The organism is Pedococcus soli (assembly GCF_054782575.1).
The window spans coordinates 833,549-857,308 of sequence record NZ_BAAGSF010000004.1; the positions used below are offsets into that span (position 1 = coordinate 833,549).

At 71.3% G+C, this 23,760-nt stretch carries 16 protein-coding genes; 13 read left to right on the plus strand and 3 right to left on the minus strand.

What is annotated here, in order from left to right; translation table 11 throughout:
* The first annotated feature begins 1 nt into the window (after position 1).
* From ACYVKF_RS09985 to ACYVKF_RS10000, 4 genes are read left to right on the plus strand one after another with little or no spacing between them, the layout of a single operon-like run.
* Positions 2 to 6,373 carry an Ig-like domain-containing protein gene (locus ACYVKF_RS09985; protein WP_460966328.1) on the plus strand — a complete coding sequence of 2,124 codons (6,372 nt, stop codon included), beginning with the start codon at positions 2 to 4 and terminating at the stop codon, positions 6,371 to 6,373.
* Between the two features lie 49 nt (positions 6,374 to 6,422).
* Positions 6,423 to 7,391 carry an AAA family ATPase gene (locus ACYVKF_RS09990; protein ID WP_056916122.1) on the plus strand — a complete coding sequence of 323 codons (969 nt, stop codon included), beginning with the start codon at positions 6,423 to 6,425 and terminating at the stop codon, positions 7,389 to 7,391.
* A 13-nt stretch (positions 7,392 to 7,404) separates the two neighbouring features.
* A complete protein-coding gene (locus ACYVKF_RS09995; protein ID WP_460966329.1) occupies positions 7,405 to 8,826 on the plus strand; it encodes a DUF58 domain-containing protein in 1,422 nt (473 codons plus the stop codon).
* The gene (locus ACYVKF_RS10000; RefSeq protein ID WP_460966330.1) at positions 8,823 to 11,288 is read left to right on the plus strand and encodes a transglutaminase family protein; all 2,466 of its coding nucleotides are present in this window, start codon (positions 8,823 to 8,825) and stop codon (positions 11,286 to 11,288) included. The genes ACYVKF_RS09995 and ACYVKF_RS10000 overlap by 4 nt, the downstream gene beginning before the upstream one ends.
* 89 nt (positions 11,289 to 11,377) lie before the next feature.
* Here ACYVKF_RS10000 and ACYVKF_RS10005 read toward each other — a convergent pair whose 3' ends face one another.
* Both ACYVKF_RS10005 and ACYVKF_RS10010 read right to left on the minus strand, forming a co-directional pair.
* A complete protein-coding gene (locus ACYVKF_RS10005) occupies positions 11,378 to 12,457 on the minus strand; it encodes an inositol-3-phosphate synthase (RefSeq protein ID WP_056916125.1) in 1,080 nt (359 codons plus the stop codon).
* 3 nt (positions 12,458 to 12,460) lie between these two features.
* Entirely contained in the window at positions 12,461 to 13,123 is a 663-nt protein-coding gene (locus ACYVKF_RS10010; RefSeq protein WP_460966331.1) for a PadR family transcriptional regulator, read from the minus strand.
* Between the two features lie 299 nt (positions 13,124 to 13,422).
* On the opposite strand from ACYVKF_RS10010, the gene ACYVKF_RS10015 reads away from it, so the two are divergent.
* The 7 genes from ACYVKF_RS10015 (at position 13,423) to ACYVKF_RS10045 (ending at position 20,922) form a co-directional block, all read left to right on the plus strand.
* The gene (locus ACYVKF_RS10015) at positions 13,423 to 15,654 is read left to right on the plus strand and encodes a transglycosylase domain-containing protein (protein ID WP_460966332.1); all 2,232 of its coding nucleotides are present in this window, start codon (positions 13,423 to 13,425) and stop codon (positions 15,652 to 15,654) included.
* Positions 15,651 to 17,030, plus strand: coding sequence for a glycosyltransferase 87 family protein (locus tag ACYVKF_RS10020; protein WP_460966333.1), 1,380 nt, complete (start codon positions 15,651 to 15,653; stop codon positions 17,028 to 17,030). The genes ACYVKF_RS10015 and ACYVKF_RS10020 overlap by 4 nt, the downstream gene beginning before the upstream one ends.
* Positions 17,031 to 17,321: 291 nt before the next feature.
* Positions 17,322 to 17,609 carry a 30S ribosomal protein S6 gene (gene rpsF / locus ACYVKF_RS10025; RefSeq protein ID WP_056884208.1) on the plus strand — a complete coding sequence of 96 codons (288 nt, stop codon included), beginning with the start codon at positions 17,322 to 17,324 and terminating at the stop codon, positions 17,607 to 17,609.
* Positions 17,610 to 17,678: 69 nt separating this feature from the next.
* On the plus strand, positions 17,679 to 18,233 hold the full coding sequence (locus tag ACYVKF_RS10030; protein WP_056916128.1) for a single-stranded DNA-binding protein: 555 nt from the start codon (positions 17,679 to 17,681) through the stop codon (positions 18,231 to 18,233).
* Between the two features lie 196 nt (positions 18,234 to 18,429).
* On the plus strand, positions 18,430 to 18,666 hold the full coding sequence (gene rpsR / locus ACYVKF_RS10035; protein WP_056884210.1) for a 30S ribosomal protein S18: 237 nt from the start codon (positions 18,430 to 18,432) through the stop codon (positions 18,664 to 18,666).
* A gap of 28 nt (positions 18,667 to 18,694) precedes the next feature.
* Positions 18,695 to 19,141: a 50S ribosomal protein L9 gene (rplI, locus tag ACYVKF_RS10040; protein WP_056916129.1), complete on the plus strand. Its 447-nt coding sequence runs from the start codon at positions 18,695 to 18,697 to the stop codon at positions 19,139 to 19,141.
* 197 nt (positions 19,142 to 19,338) lie between these two features.
* Positions 19,339 to 20,922, plus strand: coding sequence for a hypothetical protein (locus ACYVKF_RS10045; RefSeq protein ID WP_460966334.1), 1,584 nt, complete (start codon positions 19,339 to 19,341; stop codon positions 20,920 to 20,922).
* Between the two features lie 33 nt (positions 20,923 to 20,955).
* On the opposite strand, the gene ACYVKF_RS10050 is transcribed toward ACYVKF_RS10045, so the two are convergent.
* The gene (locus ACYVKF_RS10050; protein ID WP_056916131.1) at positions 20,956 to 21,693 is read right to left on the minus strand and encodes a GntR family transcriptional regulator; all 738 of its coding nucleotides are present in this window, start codon (positions 21,691 to 21,693) and stop codon (positions 20,956 to 20,958) included.
* Positions 21,694 to 21,825: 132 nt separating this feature from the next.
* Here ACYVKF_RS10050 and ACYVKF_RS10055 point away from each other — a divergent pair, with 132 nt between their 5' ends.
* Both ACYVKF_RS10055 and ACYVKF_RS10060 read left to right on the plus strand, forming a co-directional pair.
* Positions 21,826 to 22,830 (plus strand): Gfo/Idh/MocA family protein, encoded by a 1,005-nt coding sequence (locus ACYVKF_RS10055; RefSeq protein ID WP_460966335.1) that lies wholly within the window; start codon positions 21,826 to 21,828, stop codon positions 22,828 to 22,830.
* Positions 22,827 to 23,759, plus strand: a complete 933-nt coding sequence (locus ACYVKF_RS10060) for a TIM barrel protein (protein ID WP_235530691.1) — start codon at positions 22,827 to 22,829, stop codon at positions 23,757 to 23,759. Before ACYVKF_RS10055 ends, ACYVKF_RS10060 begins: the two co-directional genes overlap by 4 nt.
* The last annotated feature ends 1 nt before the right edge of the window (position 23,760 follow it).

Consider the following 23,760-nt stretch of genomic DNA (forward strand, 5'->3'; position numbering starts at 1 on the left):
GATGAGTCCGGTCGCACGCCGGCGCGCAGGAGTGGCATCGGGGGTCGTCGTCGCAGTGGCGGCGTCGAGCCTGACGTTCTTCGCCGTCCACTCCCGCGGGGAGACCGTGCACGAGGCCGACCTCAACGACGGCGGGGTCTGGGTCTCGGCGACCAACTACAGCCAGTTCGCCCGGATGAACAAGGCGGCACGCCAGTTCGACGCCGGCATCCAGGCCAACGTCACCCCCGGTGCCGGGCTCGACGTCGTCCAGGACGGCGCCGCGGTCGGCGGCATCCTGACCACCGGCAACCAGCTCGTCCCCATCGACCCGATCACCGGTCGGATCGACTCGACCGCACCGGTCCAGCTGCCGCAGAAGGCCAAGCCCGTGGGCAAGGAGTTCGTCCCGGCGACCGGCGACCTGCGCGGTGGCACGCTGGCCATGGTCGACCCGAAGACGGGCAAGGTGTGGGCCCAGCGCGTCGACCCGGCCGCACCGCTGTCGGGGCTGACGCTGACGACCTCCGCGAAGCCGCTGGCCATCGCCGGCGGCATCGCCGCCATGGCCGTCGACACCTCGGGCGGAGTCCACGTCGTCTCGGCCGCGACCGGCAAGGTCGTCTCCGTGCCCGCCGCCGGCGACTCCTTCGGCGCCCCGGTCACCGAGAAGATCGGGCTCACCGCCAGCGCCGTCGACATCACCGCGGTCGGCACCCGGTGGGTCGTCTACAACCCCGTCGAGGACCAGGTCTTCGCCGAGGGCCTCGAGAAGCCCGTCGCCGGGGGCGCCGACCGCCTCGGCGGGATGGCGTACGCCGCGCTGCAGCAGCCCGGTCCGAAGGCCGACTCCGTGGCCCTCGAGACCACCACGGAGCTCAAGGTGATCGGGCTCGACGGCGCACCCGGCCAGGTCGGGGTCCGCCTCCCGAGCCAGGTCGGCCCGGGTGCCGAACGCCCGAAGGTGTCCCGACCGGTGCGGCTCGGGGACTGCGTCCACGCCGCGTGGGCCCAGACCGACCGGGCCTACTACGGCGCCAACTGCGGCCAGGGCCAGACCGTCACGGCCGGGACGCTCGACAAGCCAGGTGACGTGCCGCTGCGCGACGGCATGGCGCTGCGCACCAACCGCAACCTCATCGTCCTCAACGACCTCGACACCGGCGACGCGTGGGACCTCGACTCCAAGCCGCTGAAGATCGACAACTGGGACTCGGTCATCCCGCCGAGCAAGACCGACGACAACAACGACGACAAGGACAAGAACGTCGTCGACGACACGACGACGCCGCAGCCCCCCAAGGCCGAGCCCGACAACCTCAAGGTCCGCGCCGGCCGCACGTCCAAGCTGCACGTCCTCGACAACGACACCGACACCCCGGGCTCGATCCTCGCGATCGCCCCCGGTGAGATCACCCAGCCGGACGCCGGCGGCGTCACCGCGACGGTGTCCGGCGACGGGCAGTCCGTCGACGTGTCGGTGCCGGCCGACCCCGGGACCACCTCGTTCTCGTTCTCCTACCAGGTCAACAACGGCGTCGCCTCCGCCCACCCCCGGGCCACGGTCACCGTCACCGTGGTCGCCGACGACGTGAACTCGCCCCCCTTCCTGCGTGAGGGCAGCGCGACGCTGGCCACGACGGCATACCCGGTCGTCTCCGGGGGACGCATCCCGGTGACGGTCATCGGCGACTGGCGCGACCCCGAGAACGACCAGGTCACCGCCCAGCCGGGCGACGGCGACAGCCTCGTCGACGGGCTCGGCCGGCTGGTCGTGCAGGCCCGTGACAAGGCCGGGTCGCAGGCGGTGCCCTACACCGTCGACGACGGACGCGGCGGGGTCACACCCGGCAAGGTGACGCTCGCGGTGCTCGGCGACGGCAACACGTTCCGCGCGCCGAGCACCCAGCCCGACGTGGTGCGCGGCGTCGTCGGCAAGCCCCTGCAGATCGAGCCGCTCGGCAACGACATCGCCGGCGCCGACCCCGAGGACCCCGACGCGAAGATGCGCCTCGCCACGGACGTGCGCCCCCAGGGGTCGCTCAGCGTGGTCAGCGACCTCGACACCGGCGTCGTGACGATCACCGGTGCGACCAAGGGCACCTTCGAGCTCACGTATGCCGCGCAGGTCGGCCAGGGGGTCGCACCCGGGCGGATCCGCATCGACCTCATCGACGACCCCGACCCCGACGCCCCACCGGTCGCGGTGCCCGACTCCGCGACGGTGCGCGACCAGACGCCCGTCATGGCGGACGTCCTCGCCAACGACTACTCGCCGCGGGCCGACGTGCTGGCCACCCGCAGCGTGTCGGTGGACAGCGACAACAGCTGGCTGCGCCCGACGATCTACCAGGGGCGCTGGGTCCGCGTCGAGGCGCTGGACCCGTTCACCGGCGGCACCAAGCCCCGCACCGGCACGGTCCGGTACACGATCAGCGACGGTCGCAAGTCCACCACCGGGGAGCTGACGGTGACCCAGCGACCGACCGATCCCAAGGCGCTGCCGATCATCCAGGACGACACGGCCGTCGTCCGCGCCCAGGACACGGTGAGCATCCCCGTGCTCGACAACGACTCGATGGCCGAGGGGATCCCGCTCGTCCTCGACCCCGACTCGGTCAAGGTGCTGACCAAGGGCGAGCCGCAGAACGCCTTCGCGTCGGGCAACCTCGTGCGCTACGTGCCCGACCCGACCACCCCGGTCACCGTCGAGAAGGTCGTGACGATCGAGTACTCGGCGTACCCCATCGGCGACCCGTCCAAGGCGCGCTCCGGCCGCGTCTCGGTGACGGTCAAGCCGCTGCCGGGCGCCACCAACCCCAACCAGTCGCCGGTCGCCCGCAGCTTCTCGGCGAGCGTCGTCGCCGGCGAGCCGCTGACGATCACCATCCCGACCTCCGGGGTCGACCCGGACGGTGACACGGTCACGGTCCAGGGGATCTCCAGCGTCGACGGCGAGGCCATCAACCTCAGCCTCGGTCGCGTCACCGGGTTCGGCGCCTCGACGATCAAGTACGAGGCGTACCCCCGGTCCGCAGGGACCGAGGTGCTCAACTACACCGTCGCCGACCGGTTCGGTGGCGAGAGCACCGGGTTCGTCCGGATCGGTGTGGTCGCACCGGGCGACCCCCAGCCCCCGGTCGCCGTCGAGGACGTGGTCAGGGCGGCACCCGGCAAGACGGTCACGCTCGACCCCACCGAGAACGACCTCATCGCCCGCGGGGACTCCGTCGACCTGCTCTACCGGGACCTCAACCCCTCGGCGTCGCTGTCGAAGTGGAAGATCGACGCGAAGGCGAGCACGTTCCGCACGGTCGTCCCGCCGGTCTCGGCCGGCCAGCAGCACCTCACCTACGGCATCGACAACGGCGTGTTCGACCCGTCGAAGTCGAGCATCACCGTCGTGCCCGTCGCCGGCTGGAAGAACCGGCCCGTCGCGGTCGACGACGTGGCCAAGCCGAAGGGCGACGAGACGACGGCCCTGGTCGACGTCCTCGCCAACGACCGGGACGTGGACGGCGACAACGAGCAGCTCAAGGTGGTCTCGGTCCTGTCGACCGACGCATCGGTCGAGCCGGGTGGCCGCCAGGTCCGCGTCACGGTGCTCGACCACCCGCACACCGTGCCGTACGTCATCACCGACGAGGACGGCCAGACGGCGATGGCGCTGATCTACGTGCCGACCGGCGACAACGGCGACCCCTTCGTCGTCAACGGGGCGCTCATCGAGATGGACCGCGACTCGAGCAAGACCGTCGCGATCGCGGACTACGTGAAGTCGCCCCGCGCCCGGGTCGTCGGCATCACCACGCCGGACACCCTCAGCGCCTCGCCGTCCGACAAGCTCGAGGTCTCCAACGACGGCAAGAACTCGCTGACCCTCACCTCCTCCGGCGGGTACGTCGGGCCGGGTGCGGTGATGCTCGAGGTCACCGATCAGGAGAACGTGCAGCAGAAGGACTTCCGCACCGCCTACGTCTCCATCCCGGTGCAGATCGGCCCCAAGGTCCCGCTGCTCACGTGTCCCGACTTCGCCGTCTCGCTCGTCGCGGGTGGCCGGCAGCGCACCCTCGACATCCCCACCCTGTGCCACGCCTGGCTGCCGCCGGGGCTGTCCCTGGACGGTGTGGGCTTCGAGGCCCAGTGGCAGCCCGAGTCACCCGGGGTCAGCCTCGACCAGGAGGGCCAGGGAGGGCGCCAGGTGGCGCTCAAGGCCGGCCGCGACGCCCCGAGCAGCACCAAGGGACGGGTGCGCATCCGGCCCAAGGGTGGTGAGGACTCGTTCGTCCGCGTCAACGTCCTCGGCCTGTCGGCCGACCCGGCCAAGGCTGCCGTGGATGCCAAGGGCGACCCGCTGCCGGTGGCACCGCCGCCGCGCATGCGACCGTTCTCGGTCACCGGGCTCAAGGCCGGGTCCTCGGCCACGGTCGACCTGAGGTCCTACCTCGACTCACCGCTGGACAAGCCGTCCTGCACCGTCAACTCCGCGCGGATCGAGAGCGGCAAGGGGCTGACCGCCAGCGTCACAGGCTGCACCGTGACGATCCAGGCGTCGGGTGAGTCGTCGGGCAGCGGATCGGTCGCCGTGTCCGTGTCCGACGGGCCGGGGCGCAACGCCGTCGGCCGCGGCAGCATCAGCGTCCTCGGCAAGCCGCTCGCCCCGGGTGGAGTGCGCGCCGTGGCCGACCGGGTCAACGGCGGCACCGCCCGTGTCTCGTGGAACCCGCCCACCTACGACGGTGGCAGCCCCATCACCTCGTACACGGTGACGGGTCGCGGACCCGGGGCGATGTCCCAGCGCTGCAGCGCCTCGCCCTGCACGATCGGCGGCCTGGAGGACGGCAAGCCCTACTACTTCAGCGTCCTGGCCACCAACGGCGTCGGCGACAGCCCCCGCAGCCCCGAGGTCGGACCGGTCAAGCCCGACACCCTGCCCAACCCGGTCACCGGCGTGCGTCAGGTGAGCCGCGGCGACGGCACCCTCACGGTCACCTGGAACCCGCCGGCCAAGAAGGGCAGCGACGTCCGCTCCTACATCGTCCGGTTCCAGGACACGACGACCGGAGCGATCCGGACGCGGACGGTCGCGGCCCCCGGGGTCCGTGCCTCGATGTCCGGCCTGACCAACAACCACAAGCAGGCCGTCTCGGTGCGCGCCCGCAACGACCTCGGCGCGGGGCCGTTCGGGCCGGCCGTCGAGCTGCAGTCCGCCGGCACCCCGCCGGCCGTCACCATCACCGACGTGAGCTCGCGGGCACCGGCCGCGGGGTACGACAACACCAACGTCCGCATCACGTGGAACGCCGTCTCCCCGAACGGCCCGTCGCTGCTGCGCTACACCGTCTACCGCCGGGTCGGGTCCGGCGCCTGGACCCAGCTGGGCACGACGCCGCCCGGCCAGCGGTACTACACCGACTCCAACCTGCCCTACGACGGCCGCACCTACACGTACACCGTGACCGCGACCAACGGCGCGAACAAGGAGTCGGCCAAGGCGAACACGCGCTCGTTCTCCTCCGTCGGCCAGCCGGCCACGCCCGGCGCTCCGTCGGCCTCGACGCCACGGCCGGACAAGACGGCGGACGTGCAGGCACCACTGGGCGACTCGCGGTCCAGCGCGTTCTCCCGCCTGGAGTGGGAGTCGCGCAACGGTGGCGCTGTCATCGCCAGCGGGTTCGTCAGCTGCGGGTGCGCGGAGAACTCCACGAAGGCGTTCACGACGAGCGGGCTGGGCACCACCGCCGGCCAGCGCATCCGGGTGCGGGTCTTCAACGGCACCGCCTGGTCGGACTGGTCGCCGCTGAGCGGCAACGTCAGCCCCTACGGCACGCCCTACGCCCCGACGTCCCGCGGCTCGTCCGCCTCCGGCAAGACCATCACCTACAACTGGTCGCAGCGCCTCAACGGCCGAGCCATCGCGGCCTTCCAGGCCTCCAGCGCGGGGACGACCAAGAACCTCGGCTCCGGTGCCCGGTCGGTGAAGTTCACGTATGGCGCGTACGACAGCGCCCACTCGGCCCGGGTCCGGATGAAGGACTCGACGGGTCGGTGGAGCGCGTGGACGACGATCAACGGCCGCACCGCCAAGCCGCCGCCGACTCCTGCGATCACCGTGGTCAAGGGCAACACCTGCAGCCAGCGCTCGTGTGCCACCGGCAACGGATCGTGCACGAGCAGCTCGTGCCGCTGGATCGCCGTGCGCACGTCCGACTTCAGCGGTCGCGTGTCCTGCACCTTCAGGCTCGACGGTGGAACCGTGAGCGGGTGGCGGGACATGTCGATGGGTGGCAACGCCTACAAGGAGAGCGACAACTTCCTCGGACAGCCAGGATCGACCGTCCGCGCCACGTGCTCCCGTGCCGGCCAGTCCGCAACCGACACCCTCAAGTGGTGAGGGTCCTCACCGTGCACCCACACAGCAGCAACGAAAGGCACCGCACTCCATGACCGTCACCCAAGAGCAGGCCCAGTGGTTCGAGCAGGCGTTCACCCAGATGGTGCAGAACGTCGAGAAGGCCGTGCTCGGCAAGGACCACGTCATCCGGCTGGCCCTGACCTGCATGCTGTCCGAGGGGCACATCCTGCTCGAGGACTTCCCGGGCACCGGCAAGACCCAGCTGGCGCGCGCGCTCGCGGGGACGGTGCAGGGCAGCAACAGCCGCATCCAGTTCACGCCGGACCTGCTGCCCAGCGACGTCACCGGGGTGACGATCTACGACCCGAGCAGCCAGAAGTTCGACTTCCACCCGGGCCCGATCTTCGCGAACATCGTCCTCGCGGACGAGATCAACCGCGCCTCGCCGAAGACCCAGTCGGCGCTGCTCGAGGTGATGGAGGAGGCGCACATCACCGTCGACGGCGTGCGCCACGAGGCGGGCAAGCCGTTCATGGTCATCGCCACCCAGAACCCCATCGAGCAGGCCGGCACCTACCGCCTCCCCGAGGCCCAGCTCGACCGCTTCCTCATGAAGACGTCGCTGGGGTACCCCGACCTGGAGGCCACCGTCGCCGTCCTCGCCAACGCCAAGGTCCGTGACCGGGCGGGCACCCTGTCGGCGGTCGTCACGAGCAGCGTGGTCAGCGACATGGCGGCGTTGGCCGACGAGGTCCACGTCGACCCGGCGATCCTCGCCTACGTCTCGCAGATCGCCGAGGCCTCCCGCCGGCACGTGTCGGTCAAGCTCGGCATGTCGGTGCGCGGCTGCCTCGCGTTCGTCCGGTGCGCCAAGACGTGGGCCGCCAGCCAGGGCCGCACCCACGTCATCCCCGACGACATCAAGATGCTGTCGAACCCCGTGCTGTGCCACCGCCTGCTGCTCACCGCGGAGGCGCAGTTCGCGAACATCACCGTCGACCAGGTCATCACCCAGATCCTCGGCGAGGTCGCACCGCCGGCCGAGCGCGCGGCCTGAGGCCGGTCCCACGATGAGCTCACCCATCGGGTCCCCGCCGGACCGCTCCGCTCCCGAGGAGGAGCGGACGGTCCGTCGCGCCGACCTGCGTGCCGGCCGTCCCGAGGGCGGCCGGGCGCGCCCGCGGCGCGCGCGGTCCCGACTCAACCTGCGCCTTCCCGCGGTGCGGCTCCCGGACCTGACCCGGTTCGGCGGCCTGACGGTGCCCGCCGTCCCGGAGGGTGTCACGACCCGGGCCCGCGACCTGCGGGAGCGGACCCGGCCGGCCTGGTCGCCGGTGGCCGGGTTCCTGCGCTGGATCTCGCCGCTGGGCTGGGCGGTCGTCGCCCTCGGGGTCGCCGCCTGGGTCGTCGGGCGCTGGGCCGGGTGGACCGAGTGGCTGATGATCGGGGCGGCGGCCCTCGTCCTGGTGCTGTGCTGCGTCCTGCTCGCCATCGGCCGCACCCGGGTCACCGTCACCACCGACCTCGAACCGGTGCGGGTCAGTGTCGGCGAACCCGCCACCGGCCGGATCACGGTGACCAACGACTCGAAGCGGGGGATGCTGCCCCTGCTCGTCGAGCTGCCCGTCGGTGTCTCGGCGGCCCGCTTCACGCTCCCGCCGCTGGGGTCGGGCAAGGCCCATGAGGAGCTGTTCGTCGTCCCGACCCACCGACGCGGCGTCATCCCGGTCGGGCCGGCCCGCACCGTGCAGGGCGACCCCCTCGGGCTGGTCCGGCGCACCGAGCGCTGGACCGACGTCACCGACCTCTACGTCCACCCGCGCACCGTCTCCCTGGAGAGCCTCGGCGCCGGCCTGCTGCGCGACCTCGAGGGTGAGACCACCCAGGACCTGTCGATGTCGGACCTGGCCTTCCACGCGCTGCGTGAGTACCAGCCCGGCGACGACCGGCGGTACATCCACTGGCGCTCGTCGGCCAAGGCGGGACGCCTGCTCGTCCGCCAGTTCCTCGACACCCGGCGCTCGCACCTGTGCCTGGTCGTCGACGCCGACCCCGAGCAGTTCCAGGGAGGCGAGGACGAGGCCGAGACCGCCATCAGCGCCGCGGCGTCCCTGGCCCTGCGCGCCATCCGCGACGAGCAGGACACCACCGTCGTCTGCCGCGGCCAGGTGGCCTCGCGCACGACGGCCTCGCTCACCCTCGACGCCCTGGCCCGGGTCGAGCTCGGCCCGTCCGACGTGTTCGGCCGCTGCACCGAGGCGTTCTCCCTCGCGCCCGACACGTCGGTGGTCATCCTCGTCACCGGTCCGCAGCGCCCCTTCATCGAGGCCCAGCGCGCCCTGGCGCAGTTCGAGCTCGAGGTGAGGAAGGTCGTCCTGACCATCGACGCGATGGAGGAGACCGGCATCCAGCACCTCGGTGGCCTGACCCGCCTGAACATCCGGCGCATCCAGGACCTGCGCGCCGTCCTCGCCAGCGGAGCCCTCGTATGACCGCCCAGCCGCCCGGGTCGCCCGAGCACACGACGGGTCCCGGCCGCGACTCCACCGCCCCGGGCCGCACGCGTGCCCGCACGTCGTGGACCAGCACCCGTTCCCGGTTGGCCGCCTCGTCGCGGCGGGGTGGGCTGCTGCCCGACCGGGCCGCGCTGGTCGACGCGGCGTTCACGGTGCTGCTCGTCGGCCTGGCGCTCATCGGCTTCCGCACCGACTTCGCCGGCCCGAGCTGGGCCCTTCCCGCCGCGGCAGGGCTGGTCCTGGGCCTGGTGGTCACGCACGTCACGACGGCATACCGGCTCCCGTTCGTCACGCCGCTCGCGGCAGTGACGGTCCTCTACCTCCTGCTCGGGGGACCGCTCGCGGTCCGCGGTGACCTCGTGGGCGGGGTGCTGCCCAGCGGCCAGACGCTGCTGGACCTCGCCGACACCTCGGTGCACGGCTGGAAGCGCCTGGTCACCCTCCTGCCGCCGGTCGACACCGGCAGCGGCCTGCTCGCCCTGCCGCTGATCGTGGGACTGCTCGGTGCCTGCGTCACCTACGCCGTGGCGCGCCGCTGGTCCACCCCGTATGCCGTGCTGCCGGCTCCGCTCGTGCTGCTCGCCCTCGGCATCGTCCTCGGCACCACGGAGGCGGCCTCCCCGCTCGCCCAGGGGGCGGTGTTCGCCGTCCTCGGGATCGGCTGGATGGTCGCGCGCGCGGCCCGCACCCGGGCACCCCTGCAGAACGGTGCCGGTCAGCGGACCCGGTACGCCATCGGTGCGTCCCTGGTCGGGATCGCCCTGCTGGCGGGGTACTTCGTCGGGCCGCACCTGCCCGGTGCCGATGCCACGACCCGCCAGGTCGCGCGCTCGCACGTCGTCCCCCCGATCGACATCGCCGCCTTCGCCAGCCCGCTCGCCGGGTTCCGCCGGTACACCGAGCCCAACCCGGCAGAGCTCTGGGACACCCCGCTCCTCGAGGTGACGGGGCTCCCCGCCGGCACCCCGCTGCGCTTCGCGACCCTGGACTCGTACGACGGCGCCGTCTGGGGCGCGTCCGAGCGCGCCAACAGCGGGTCTGTCGTGCCCGGCGCGGCGTTCCAACAGGTCGGCCAGACGATCTCCACGCACGGGCCAGGCCGCAAGGTCGACGTGCAGGTGACCGTCCCCGAGGGCGGGTACGGCGACGTCTGGCTGCCGACCGCGGGAACCGTGGCGGGGGTGAAGTTCGCGGGCCGCCGCGCCGACACCCTCGCCGGGCGGCTGTGGCTCAACATCGACACCAACACCGCCCTGGTCCCTGACCGGCTCGAGCCCGGTGACTCCTACACCTTCACCGCCTACGTCCCGCCGACGCGGGCGAAGATGCCGACCTCGTTGCCGGTCGACCAGGGGTCGCTCACCGACGAGGTCGACACGAGCTTCCTCGACGCCAAGCTCGACGCCTTCACGGGTGACGCGGCCGACCCGTGGGCGCAGTTCGTGGCCATCGCCCGGGCCATGTCGGGCGAGGGCGCCTACACCGACGGCGGCAGCCCGAACTCGGTGGAGCGCTACTACCTCCCGGGTCACAGCATCGGGCGGCTGTCCCGTTTCGTCGGACTGGCCCAGCTCGCCGGCAACGACGAGCAGTACGCCGCGACGCTGGCCCTCATGGGCAACCGCCTCGGGGTCCCCACGCGCGTCGTCATGGGAGCGATCACCCCGGCGGCCGGCCCCGTCCGCGGGCGGGACGTGCACGCCTGGGTCGAGGTCCGGGACAACCAGGGCCAGTGGCAGCCGGTGCTCACCGACAACTTCCTGCCCGATCGGAACAAGAAGCCCAAGGAGCTGCAGACCAAGGTCGAGGACCGCAAGGTCGGCGCCCTGGTCCCGCCGCCCGCGGGCGTGAACCCGCCGAGCGTGCTGCAGGGCCCCGACCAGGCGCAGAACGCCACCAACCTCAAGAAGCCGCCGAAGAAGCTGTTCGACCCCTCGTCCTGGCCGTGGTGGCTCCAGTGGGCCGCACTGGTCGCAGCGGTGCTGCTCGTCCTCGCCGCCGTCTACTGGACGATCCGTGGCCTCAAGGCGTGGCGTCGCCGTCGGCACGCGACCCGAGGGCCCACCGCGTCCCGGGTCACGTGGGCCTGGAGCGACCTCATGGCCAGCGCCCGGTCCTACGGGCACCGGCCGCCGCGCCGCGCGACGCGGCTGGAGCAGGCCGCCGCCGTCGACGCCCCGGTCGACCTGCGCCCGCTCGCGGCCACGGCGAACGCCCACGTGTTCGGGCCGGCCGAGCCCACGGCCGAGGACGCCGCGGCCTACTTCGCGGCGACGAGCTCCGCCCGTGCCGACCTGCGGGCCAACACCGACTTCTGGCGACGGTTGCGCTCCGACGTCGACGTCCGGCCGTTGTTCACCCGCGGTCCTGCGCGGCCCGCACGCGGAAAGGCGACCGCGCGGCACACGCCTGCGCCCTCCGAGCCGACCCCCGCCTGACGGGACGGGCACGCGAAAGGGGCACCTCCCGCGTGGGAGGTGCCCCTTCGACCGACGAGGACGCTGGTACCAGCGCCCTGCGTGTCAGGTCAGCGCTCTTCGGTGCCCGCGATGTAGGCCTCGAGCTTGGCGCGGCCCTCGGTGTCCTCGCGCTGCACGGGCGGGGACTTCATGAGGTAGGACGACGCGGAGATGAGCGCGCCGCCGATGCCGCGGTCCTTGGCGATCTTCGCCGCGCGGATGGCGTCGATGATGATGCCGGCCGAGTTGGGGGAGTCCCAGACCTCGAGCTTGTACTCCAGGTTGAGCGGCACGTCGCCGAACGCGCGACCCTCGAGGCGGACGTAGGCCCACTTGCGGTCGTCGAGCCACTGGACGTAGTCCGACGGGCCGATGTGGACGTTCTTCGCACCCAGGTCGTGACCCAGGTTGGAGGTGACGGCCTGCGTCTTGGAGATCTTCTTGGACTCGAGGCGGTCACGCTCGAGCATGTTCTTGAAGTCCATGTTGCCGCCGACGTTGAGCTGGTACGTGCGGTCCAGCACGACACCGCGGTCCTCGAACAGCTTGGCCATGACGCGGTGGGTGATGGTGGCGCCGACCTGGCTCTTGATGTCGTCACCGATGATCGGGACACCCGCGGCCTCGAACTTCGCGGCCCACTCGGGGTCGGAGGCGATGAACACCGGGAGGGCGTTGACGAACGCGACGCCCGCGTCGATGGCGCACTGGGCGTAGTACTTGTCCGCGGTCTCGGAGCCCACCGGGAGGTAGGACACGAGCACGTCGACCTTGGCGTCCTTGAGCGTCTGGACGATGTCCACCGGCTCGGCGTCGGACTCCTCGATGGTCATGCGGTAGTACTTGCCGAGGCCGTCGTTGGTGACACCACGCTGGACGGTGACCCCGGTCGGGGCGACGTCCGCGATCTTGATCGTGTTGTTCTCCGAGGCGTTGATCGCCTCGGACAGGTCGAAGCCGACCTTCTTGGCGTCCACGTCGAAGGCGGCGACGAACTCGACGTCCTTGACGTGGTACTCACCGAACATGACGTGCATCAGGCCGGGGACGGTGTGCGACGGGTCGGCGTCCTTGTAGTACTCGACGCCCTGGACCAGGGAGCTGGCGCAGTTGCCGACGCCAACGATGGCGACGCGAATGGATCCCATGGATTACTCCTTGTGGTTGAACGGGGTGGAGGGTTGGTCGTTCTGGGTGGTGCTGCTGGGGGTGGCCGGCGATGCGGCCGAGGTGGGGGCCGGGGTGGCGGCCGCGGTCGGGGTGTTGCGCTCGGCGGTGATGAGCTCGTTGAGCCAGCGGACCTCGCGCTCGGCGGAGTCCAGGCCGTGCCGCTCGAGCTCGGCGGTGTAGCTGTCGAAGCGCTCGCGGTTCTTGGCCGAGGCGGCCCGGATGTTCTCCAGCCGCTCCTCGAGCCGGCTGCGCCGGCCCTCGAGGATGCGCAGCCGGACCTCGGCCTCGGTGCGGGCGAAGAAGGCGAAGTGCACGTCGAAGGTGTCGTCCTCCCACGCGGTCGGGCCGGCCTCGCGCAGTAGGTCCTGGAACCGCTCCTTGCCGTCCGCAGTGAGCTCGTAGACGATCCGGGCGCGCCGGCTGCCCGTAGTGCCGGTCGTCGTGCTCCGGCCCAGGGTCGCCTCGGAGATCCAGCCCTTGTCGAGCAGCGAGCGCAGGCAGGGGTAGAGCGTGCCGTAGGACAGCGCACGGAACGGGCCGAGCGCGGCGTTGAGCCGCTTGCGCAGCTCGTACCCGTGCTGGGGAGCCTCGTGCAGCAGCCCGAGGACGGCGAACTCGAGCAGCTCGGTGCGACGTGCTGCCATGACTGCTCTCCTTCGCGCGTCGGGGATGGGACGGGGTGACAAACTTCGAGTTTGTCACCCCACCATACACACTCAGATATATCGAGTCGATACATCGGTGATCGACGCGCGTGCTCATGCTGCCGTGCCCGGCCCGGGTGCGCCCCGGCGCCGGGTCAGGGAGGCGTGGACGCGGCCCGGTCCGGTTCCGATGCGGCATTCCCACCTTCTGAGGTCATACTGGTGCTCAGTTGTCGGGGTGGGGCAGCGCTCGCAGGGGCGCGCCCCAGCCCGTGTTGTATGTCGATCCGGAAGGTCCCATGAGCTCCTCACGTCCGAAGACGCGCGCCCAGGCGAAGGCGGGCAAGCCTCGCGCGAAGGCTGACAGGCCAGGGGGCAGTCGGAAGAAGCTGTGGGCCAAGCGGCTCGGGATCGCGGCCCTGGCCGGGTTCGTCCTGCTGCTCGCCGGGTTCTTCACGGCCTACGCCCTGATCAAGACCCCGGAGCCGAACGACCTCGCGAGCGCCCAGGCGTCCGTCATCTACTACGCCGACGGCAAGACGGAGATCGACCGGATCAGCGAGGTCAACCGCGAGTCGGTGAAGCTGCCGCAGATCCCGACCGTCGTGCGCGAGGCGCACCTCGCCGCCGAGGACCGCACGTTCTACAAGAACTCCGGCATCAGCCCGACCGGCATCGCCCGCGCGGTGTGGGTCGGCCTGCGCGGCGGGGCGACGCAGGGTGGTTCGACGATCACCCAGCAGTACGTCAAGAACTACTTCCTCACCCAGGACCAGACCCTGACCCGCAAGGGCAAGGAGATCGTGATCTCGATCAAGATCGCGAAGCAGAAGTCCAAGGACCAGATCCTCGAGGACTACCTCAACACCATCTACTACGGGCGTGGTGCGTACGGCGTCCAGACGGCGTCCAAGGCCTACTTCAACAAGGACGTCTCCGACCTCACGGTCTCCGAGGGCGCACTGCTCGCGTCGGTCATCCGCGGCCCGTCCTTCTACGACCCGGGCCTCGGTGCCACGCAGAAGAAGAACGCGCAGGAGCGCTGGACCTACGTCATGGACGGCATGGTGTCGCAGGGCTACATCACCGCCGCCGAGCGCGCGAAGGCGACCTTCCCCAAGGTCGTCGACTACAAGCCGAACAAGGGCGCCAGCGGCCCCAACGGGTTCATCACCAGCGCCGTGAAGAGCGAGCTCAAGACCAAGCTGAAGCTCACCGACGCCGACATCGACCGGGGCGGCTACAAGATCGTCACGACGATCGACAAGAAGGCCCAGGATGCGGCCATCGCCGCGATCAAGGACCGGATGCCCACCGGCAAGGGCACCAGCACGCTGCGCGTCGGCCTCACCTCGATCAAGCCCGGTGACGGCGCGGTCGTGGCGATGTACGGCGGTGAGGACTACAAGAAGGAACAGTTCAACACCTCGACGCAGGCCACGATGCAGGCCGGCTCGACCTTCAAGATCTTCACGCTGCTGGCGGCGGTGTCCGCGAAGGACCCGATCAGCACGAAGACCCGCTTCGACGGACGGTCACCCCAGTACTTCAAGGAGTTCGAGGACTCCGGGGCCGGCACCGACTTCCTGCGTCAGGGCGGCGTGCGCAACTTCGGACCGTTCCCCGGCGAGCAGTTCGGCAACATCGACCTGCGCAGGGCGACCGGCCACTCGGTCAACACCGTCTACGCCCAGCTCAACATCAAGGTCGGCCCCAAGGCGACGCGTGACGCCGCGGTCGCCGCCGGCCTCCCGTCCAAGGGGCTCGGCACCAACTACGCCAACGTGCTCGGCACCTCCCACGTCAAGGTGATGGACATGGCGAACGCCTACGCCACCATCGCGGCGAAGGGCCAGCGCGTCACGCCGTACTTCATCCGCACCGTCAAGGGCGGCCCGGGCAACATCAACTACAAGGCCAAGCCGGTGAAGAAGGCGGCGTTCGACGCCGACGTCATGGCCGACGTCACCGACGCCATGGAGCAGCCCATCAAGGACGGCACGGCCGAGTTCGCGCAGAACCTGGGTCGCCCGGCTGCCGGCAAGACCGGCACGACGACGGACAACAAGGCGGCCTGGTTCGACGGGTTCACCCCCCAGCTCGCGACCGCAGTCGGCATCTACAGCACCGGAAAGAACGGCGCCGAGCTGTCGATGAACGAGGTCAACGGCGTCGGTGAGCTCACCGGTGGGACGGTCCCGCTGAGGATCTGGACCGACTACATGACCGCCGCGCTCAAGGGTCAGCCGATCGTCGACTTCCCGCCGCGCGCCGGAGTCGGTGACGACAAGGTCTTCGTGCCCCCGCCCACGACCACGTCCTCGTCGAGCAGCAGCACCACGACGACGACGACCACCACGACGACCACGACGACGCAGCCGTCGACGACCACGACGACCCAGCCGCCGTCGCCGACGTCGACGACCAGGACCAGGACGCCGGGGCCGCCGACGACGACAGCGGTCCCGCCGGTCCCCACGACGCTGTTGAACAACCGTCAGCAGAGCTCCCCGACGACCGCCGCGCCGTGACCCAGAGGGGGGACCTGCTTCCGAGTGGCTCGCTGGCTGTTGCCGGTGGGCCGCTCGGTCGCCACGCCTCGGCGCGGGCGACCTCGTGGATCGCGACCGTCCTGCCCCTGCTCGTCGCGGTGTCGGCGACGATGGCGCTCTCGGTGGTGCAGCGCGCCCACTGCGTCCAGAAGGGCTGGGTCGGGTCGGACCAGTTCTGGCACGCCTGCTTCTCGGACCTGCCCGCCCAGTACCAGCTCGGCAACCTCGACCAGGGCCTGGCGGCCTATGTCGGCGGTGACGGTGCCCGGGCCGACCACCCGGTCCTGACCGGTGCGGTGATGGCGTGGCTCGGCGGGTTGGTCCCGGACGGCGCGTTCCTGGACCAGACGCGCTGGTACTTCCTCCTGTGGGCCCTCTTCGGCACCGTCCTCGCGCTCGCGATCGTCGGGCTCACCGCCGCCTCGCGCCCGCGCCACGCGGCGCTCGCGGTGCACATCGCCCTCAGCCCGGTCCTGCTGATGGCCGCGATGGTGTCCTCGGACCTGTTCGGTGTGGCCCTGGTCAGTGCCGGCATCTGGGCGTGGAGCCGGCGCCACCCGGTGGCGGCGGGGGTCTTCCTCGGGCTCGCCGTGACCGCGCGGGTCTACCCCCTGCTGGTGCTGCTGGCCCTGGTGCTGCTCGGCCTGCGGTCCGGTCGGCTGGCCGTCGTCGGCCGCACCCTGGTCGGTGCGGCGGCTGCCGTGGCGGTCGTGCTGCTGCCGTTCCTCGTCGGCCACCCGGCCGCGATCCTGCGCTCGACCCAGGTCTGGTGGGACAGCGCCTCCGGCCTCGGTTCGGTGTGGATCCTGCCCCAGCTGCTCGGCCACCCGCTGCCCACTTCCGCGGTGACCCTGGCGGCGCTCGTCGCCCTGGTCCTGGCCCTGGCCACCGGGGCGGTCTTCGCCCTGAGCGCGGCCCGCCGGCCGACGCTCGCCGAGGTCTCGCTCGTGCTCGTCGGGCTGGCCCTGCTGTCCGGCAAGGCGTTCCCGGTGCAGTCCTCGCTGTGGCTCGTCCCGTTGGTCGCCCTGTGCGGCGTGCGCTGGCGCGACCACCTCGTGTGGGCCACCGCCGAGGCGCTGCACTTCGTGGCCGTCTGGCTCTACGTCGCGGGCCTGTCCACGCCCGACCGTGGCCTGCCCGCCGGCTGGTATGCCGCGTTCCTCGTCATCCGCGTGCTCGCCGTCGCCCACCTCGTCTGGCGGGTCTGGCAGACCGCCGCCGCCCGCCCCGCCGTCGAGGTCGACGACGCGGGCGACCTCGAGGACGCTGACAGGGCTGACGGGGCTGACGGGGCTGACGAGCTCGAGGGTGAGTTCGCCGGGGCGACCGACCGGTTCCTCGTCCGCCTCGCCTGAGCCGACCCACCCGACCACCGGACCCACCGACCCACCCGCAAAGCGGGGGTTGCACGGCATACAGGGCACAAACAAGTCCCGTGTCGCCGCGACACCCCCGCTTTGCGCCTGGGGGGCCGGGGGTCGGGGCGGAGGCTGTGGACAAGTGATTCGGCGATGTCGCCGCGTCCCGGTACTCTTGTCCAGTTCCCCCGAGGCTCTCCGACTGGTGAGTCCAAGGGGGATCGCACTGCAACCCTCCTGTCACGGAGAGACCGTGACCGCACAGACCAAAGGAGGCGGGTTATCAGCATGCGTCAGTACGAACTCATGGTCATCCTCGACCCCGAGCTGGACGACCGCACCGTCGCTCCGTCGCTCGACAAGTTCCTCACCGTGATCACCAAGGACAAGGGCACCGTCGACAACGTCGACATCTGGGGCCGTCGTCGTTTGGCGTTCGAGATCAAGAAGAAGGCCGAGGGCATCTACGCCGTCGTCAACTTCACCGCGGAGCCGGCCACGGCCAAGGAGCTGGACCGCCAGCTCGGCCTCAACGAGTCGGTCATGCGCACCAAGCTCCTGCGCCCCGGCGCCTGAGCCGCACCGATCTGTTCCTGCACCACCCGTTCCACCACGACCTGACCTACCGAACAGGGGACCCGCTTCATGGCTGGCGACACGATCATCACCGTCATCGGCAACATCACCGGCGACCCCGAGCTGCGCTTCACCCCCTCGGGTGCTGCCGTCGCGAACTTCACCGTGGCCTCCACGCCGCGGCAGTTCGACCGGCAGTCCAACGAGTGGAAGGACGGCGAGACGCTGTTCATGCGCTGCTCGGTGTGGCGTGACGCCGCGGAGAACGTGGCCGAGTCCCTCCAGCGGGGCACGCGCGTCATCGTCTCCGGCCGCCTGAAGTCTCGTTCGTACGAGACCAAGGAGGGCGAGAAGCGCACTGTCGTCGAGATGGAGGTCGACGAGGTCGGCCCCTCGCTGCGGTACGCCACGGCGAAGGTCAACCGCACCCAGCGCGGCACCGGCGGCGGCGGAGGCTTCTCCGGCGGCGGCGGTCAGGGTGGCGGCGGTCAGCAGGAGGACCCGTGGGCGACCGGCCCGTCCGGTGGCCAGCAGTCCTCCCCGCAGGCGGCGCCCCAGGGCGGCGGCCAGGCCGGTGGCGGGTGGGGCGGCGGCGCGCCGTCCTACGACGAGCCCCCGTTCTGATCCGGCACCGCTGACCGGTTCGGTACAGATCACCCGGGTGTGCCGCGCCGGTGCGCTCCGCACGGAGCTCACCACGCGCCATACCCACCACTGCCCGGTCGACTGACCTCGGCCCGGCAGGACCAACTCGAAGAACACCATCCCTGGGAGACCAGGGCTCATCCGCGAAGACACTTCGCAGAAGGAGAGCACCACGATGGCCAAGCCCGTTGTGCGCAAGCCCAAGAAGAAGGCCAACCCGCTGAAGGCGGCGAAGGTCGAGAACATCGACTACAAGGACACCGCGCTGCTGCGCAAGTTCATCTCCGACCGCGGCAAGATCCGCGCTCGCCGGGTGACCGGTGTGTCCGTCCAGGAGCAGCGACTCATCGCCACCGCGGTCAAGAACGCCCGCGAGATGGCGCTCCTGCCCTACTCCAGCTCGTCCCGCTGAGCCGGCGAAACCAGAGGAGAAGTCAGTTATGAAGGTGATTCTCACGCACGAGGTCTCGAGCCTCGGCAACCCTGGCGACGTCGTCGACGTCAAGGACGGCTACGCCCGTAACTTCCTGTTCCGCCGTGGCCTGGCCACCGCGTGGACCAAGGGCGGGCAGAAGCAGGTCGAGGCGATCAGCAAGGGCCGTGAGGTCCGCGCCGTGAAGACCCTCGAGGAGGCCAAGTCGATCAAGGGCAACCTCGAGAACAAGGCCGTCAAGGTCGTCGCCCACGCGGGCGCCGGCGGTCGCCTCTTCGGCGCCGTGTCCACCACCGACATCGCCGCAGCCGTCAAGGCTGCCGGCGGCCCGGAGCTGGACCGTCGCAAGATCGAGATCGGCACCCCGATCAAGCTGGTCGGCACGCACGAGGCGCTCGTGCGCCTGCACCCCGAGGTGCAGGCCACGGTGAAGCTCGACGTCGTCGCCGGCTGATCCACGCCACACCTCGAAGGGCCCGCTCCTGGTGGAGCGGGCCCTTCGTCGCCTCCGGCGGCGGCCTGTCCGGTTCGGCGCTCTCGTCCGTTCGGTTGGTAGCGCCGTGGTTCGCGGCCCAGCCGGTCCATGGGCTTCCTATGCTCCGGCGGAAGGCCCTGCAGGAGGGCCCGTGAAGCACCGTGTGGGGGATCGTCATGTCGAGTTCGATGTCAGGAACGACGTCGCCGTCGTCGGGGTCGTCGGCGACTCCGACCGGTGACGAGCGCCCGGAGCTCCGTGGCGCCGGCACCGAGGAGCTCGTCGCGCTCATGCAGGCCAACGGGCGGGGTCGCCAGCGCGGCCGGATGCTCGCGCTCGTCGGTGCCGTCCTGGGCGTCGTGGCGCTCGGGACCGGCGGGTTCTTCGCCTTCAACGCCCTGACCGACCCCGGCCCGCAGCCGGAGTCCGTGCTGCCGTCGAGCACCGTGGCCTTCGTCAAGGTCGACCTCGACCCCTCCGCATCCCAGAAGGTCGACGCCCTGCGGTTCCTGCGCTCCTTCCCCGACGCCGCCAAGCAGCTCGGCGCCGGCTCCGACCTGCGCAAGATCGCGTTCGAGGCCGTCCAGAAGCAGGGCAGGCTCGGCAAGGTCGACTACGCCAAGGACGTCGCGCCCTGGCTCGGCCAGCGGCTCGGGGTCGGGTTCGTCCCCGACGCCGCGGCCGACGAGGGGGCGGCGCCGGTCCTGGTGCTGGCCGTCACCGACGTCGACGCCGCCGAGCGCCACCTGCCCGCGCTGGCTGCTGGTCTCGGGGGTCAGTGCCGCGTCCTGCAGGCCTTCGCGGTCTGCACGGGCGGGACCACCACCACGAGCCTCGACAAGGTCGTCGCGGACGCGACACGTGCGTCGCTGGCCGATGCCGCCACCTTCCGCGAGGACCTCGGCGACCTCGGTGACGACGGTGTCGTGACGGCCTGGGTCGACTCGGCCAAGGCCGGCGAGCTGATCAGCCGGACCTCCGCCCTCACCGGGTCCAGGGTTCCGGTCGTGAAGTCGGCCGACGCCGGCCGGACGGTGATGGCGCTGCGCTTCGACGGCCCCAACCTCGAGCTGGCCGGGCACGTCAACGGGGCCAAGGGACAGGCCACCCCGGCGGGCAACGCCGGCGCGATCGCCACCCTGCCCTGGAACACCCTGGCCGCCGTCAGCGTCGGCGGGGCCGGAGACGGCTTCACGGCCGCGTGGCCCCAGCTGCAGGCGACGATCAAGGCGTCGGTCGGTGACAAGCAGTACGCCGCCGGCCTCGCGGACGTGCAGAAGACCCTCGGCATCTCCGTCCCGAAGGACGTGGCGGCCGCGCTCGGCAGCCAGTTCACGGTCGTCTTCGGCGGAATGGAGCCCGGCAAGGGGCCCCGGCTCGCGATCGTCGGCGACGGTGACGCGGACGTCCTGCGCAAGGTCGTCGGTGCGACGGCGGGCCTGGCCGGCGGCGGCCCGGCGACCGTGCACCCGGCCGGCGGTGGCACCGTCGTCTCGCTCTCCGACGACTACGGCCAGGAGGTCTCCACGACCCACGGCCTCGGTGACATGCCGGCGTTCAAGGACGCGATCGAGCACCCCGAGTCGGCGCAGGTCGCCGTCTACGTCGACATCGCCGGTCTCGCCTCGCAGTTCAAGGACGACCTCGGCACCGCGAAGCCGGCCACCACCTCGGTCGTCGACCACCTGTCGGCGCTCGGGATCACCGCGACGTCGGACGGCTCCGGCGGGGACTTCGCGATCCGCCTGACGACCAAGTAGTCCGCTGACCCACCCGTCGAAACCCCGGGTGGGTCAGCGTTCGTCGACCATGACGTCGATGCTGTAGCTCGACGCCTTGTAGCAGTGGTCGCCGTACTCGACGGCCTTGCCCGCGGCGTCGAAGGCGCTGCGGGTCATGGTGAGCACGGGCTCGGTGCCCCGGATCCGCAGGTGCCGCCGCTCGGCGGCCGTGGGCATCCGTGCGCCGATGTTCTGGTGCGCGACGACCGGCCGTATGCCGCGTTCGCGCAGGACCGCGTAGAGGCCGTCGCTCTCGAGCTGCTCGCGGTCGATCTCGCCGACCGTCGGGGGGAGCCAGTTGCGCATCACGGCCAGGGGCGTCGTGCCCGCGCTGCGCAGTCGCTGGATGCACAGCAGGACGGTGTCGGGCGGCAGGTCCAGGGCGGCAGCCGCGACCTCGTCCTGCACCAGCTCGTGCGACAGCACCGAGGTCGTCGGGGTGTCCCCGGCGCGCGCGAGGTCGTCCCAGAGGCTGGTGAGCTCGGCCCGGCGGTGCACCTTGCGGTTCGCGACGGTCGTGCCCAGGCCGCGACGTCGGACGAGGAGGCCTTGGGAGACGAGCTCCTGGAACGCGCGGCGCACCGTGGGGCGGGACAGCCCGAGCCGTTCGCCGAGGGCGACCTCGTTCTCGAAGGGGTCGCCGGGTTGGAGGTCGCCGCTGGTGATCGCGGCGGAGAGCTGTTGGGCGAGCTGGTGGTAGAGCGGCACGGGGGAGGCCCGGTCGATCCGGACGCCGATCTGCTTCACCATGGCCGTCAGCGTAGTGCGTCGGTGACCCGAACAAGAGGACATGAGAATGTCAGGACAATTGCTTGACACTCCGTCGGGCCCTTGTCAGGCTGTGACGTCGCACTTCCCGAGCCCGCCCTGAACGGAGCAGTCATGCGCATCGGCCTTGCCGGCGTCGGACGCATCGGCGCCTTCCACGCCGAGACCCTCACCGCCCTCCCCGTGGTCGACGACCTGGTCGTCACCGACGTCAACGCCGACGCCGGACGGGCCGTGGCCGAGAAGCTCGGTGTGGCCTGGGCCGACTCGCCCGAGGCACTGCTCGCCGACGGCGTCGACGGGTTCGTCATCGCCGCGGCGACCAACGCGCACGCGTCCCTGATCCGCGCCGGCATCGAGGCCGGCGTGCCGACGTTCTGCGAGAAGCCGGTGGCGGGCACCCTCGCCGAGAGCCTCGAGCTGGCCAAGCTCGCGGCGAGTGCCGACGTCCCCGTGCACATCGGCTTCCAGCGTCGCTTCGACGCCGGCTACCGGGCTGCCGCCGAGGCGGTCGCCGGTGGCGAGCTGGGCTTCCTGCACACGCTGCGCGCGGTGACCGGCGACCATGCCCCGCCGCACGCCGCATACATCCCGACCAGCGGTGGGATCTTCCGCGACTGCAACGTGCACGACTTCGACATCATCCGGTTCGTCACCGGGCGCGAGGTGGTCTCGGTCTTCGCGACGGGGTCGAACAAGGGGGAGTCGTTCTTCTCGGAGGCGGGCGACGTCGACACCGCGGCCGCGATCCTCACCCTCGACGACGGCACCATCGCCCAGGTGTCCTCGTCGCGCTACACCGGCCAGGGCCACGACGTCCGCCTCGAGGTCGTCGGCAGCAAGGGCAGCGTCGCGGTCGGACTGGACGACTCGCTGGCCCTGCGGTCGGTCGAACCCGGCGTCAGCTTCCCGCCGGGTCCGGTGCACGTCTCCTTCATGGACCGGTTCCTGCCGGCGTACCGCGCGGAGCTGACGGCCTTCGCCGAGGTCGCCCGCGGAGCGATCCCGTCGCCCTGCACGGTCGCCGACGCGCTCCAGGCGTTCCGGATCGCGGAGGCCTGCGACCTGTCCCGCCGTGAGGGTCGCGTGGTCCGCCTCGACGAGGTGGAGTCGCTGTGAGCGCCGTGGTGCAGACAGGCAGCGGCGCCCGTCGACCGGTGCGGCAGCGGGTCGCGGGCGCGCCGATCTCGTGGGGGGTGTGCGAGGTGCCGGGCTGGGGCTGGCAGTACGACGCCGACACGGTCCTGACCCAGATGTCCGAGGTGGGCCTGGCGGCGACGGAGTTCGGCCCGGACGGGTTCCTGCCCGAGGACCTCGACGAGCGGACCCGGACGCTGAGCGCCCACGGTTTGCACGCGGTGGGCCAGTTCGTGCCCGTCGTCCTGCACGACCCCTCGCACGACCCGCTGCCCGACGTCGAGCCCGCCATGGAGGCCCTCGTCCGGGCCGGCGCGTCGACCGTGGTCCTCGCGGCCGCGTCCGGCCTGGACGGCTACGACGAGCGACCGGTCCTCGACGACACCGCGTGGACCGCGCTGCTGCGCAACCTCGACCGCATCAGCACCGCCGCAGCTGCGCACGGCCTGACGGCCACCCTGCACCCGCACGTCGGCACGATGATCGAGAGTGGCGAGGAGACCGCACGGGTCCTGGCCGGCAGCACGATCGGGCTCTGCCTCGACACCGGTCACCTGCTCATCGGTGGCGGCGACCCCGTCGCGGTCGCCGTCGAGTCCCCCGACCGCATCGCCCACGTGCACCTCAAGGACGTCCGCCTCGACTGGGCGCGACAGGTCCAGTCCGGGGAGGCCACGTACACCGAGGCGGTCGCCGGTGGGATGTACGTCCCCCTCGGCGAGGGTGACGTCGACATCGCCGCGATCGTCGGCGCGCTCGAGGCCCAAGGTTATGACGGGTGGTACGTCCTCGAGCAGGACACCATCCTGCCGGACGACCCCGGCCCCGGTGGGCCGGTCGGCGCGGTGCGCACGAGCCTCGCCCACCTGCTCGAGGTGGCTGAGGCGTTCGCCCCCGAGGAAGGAGCCTGAG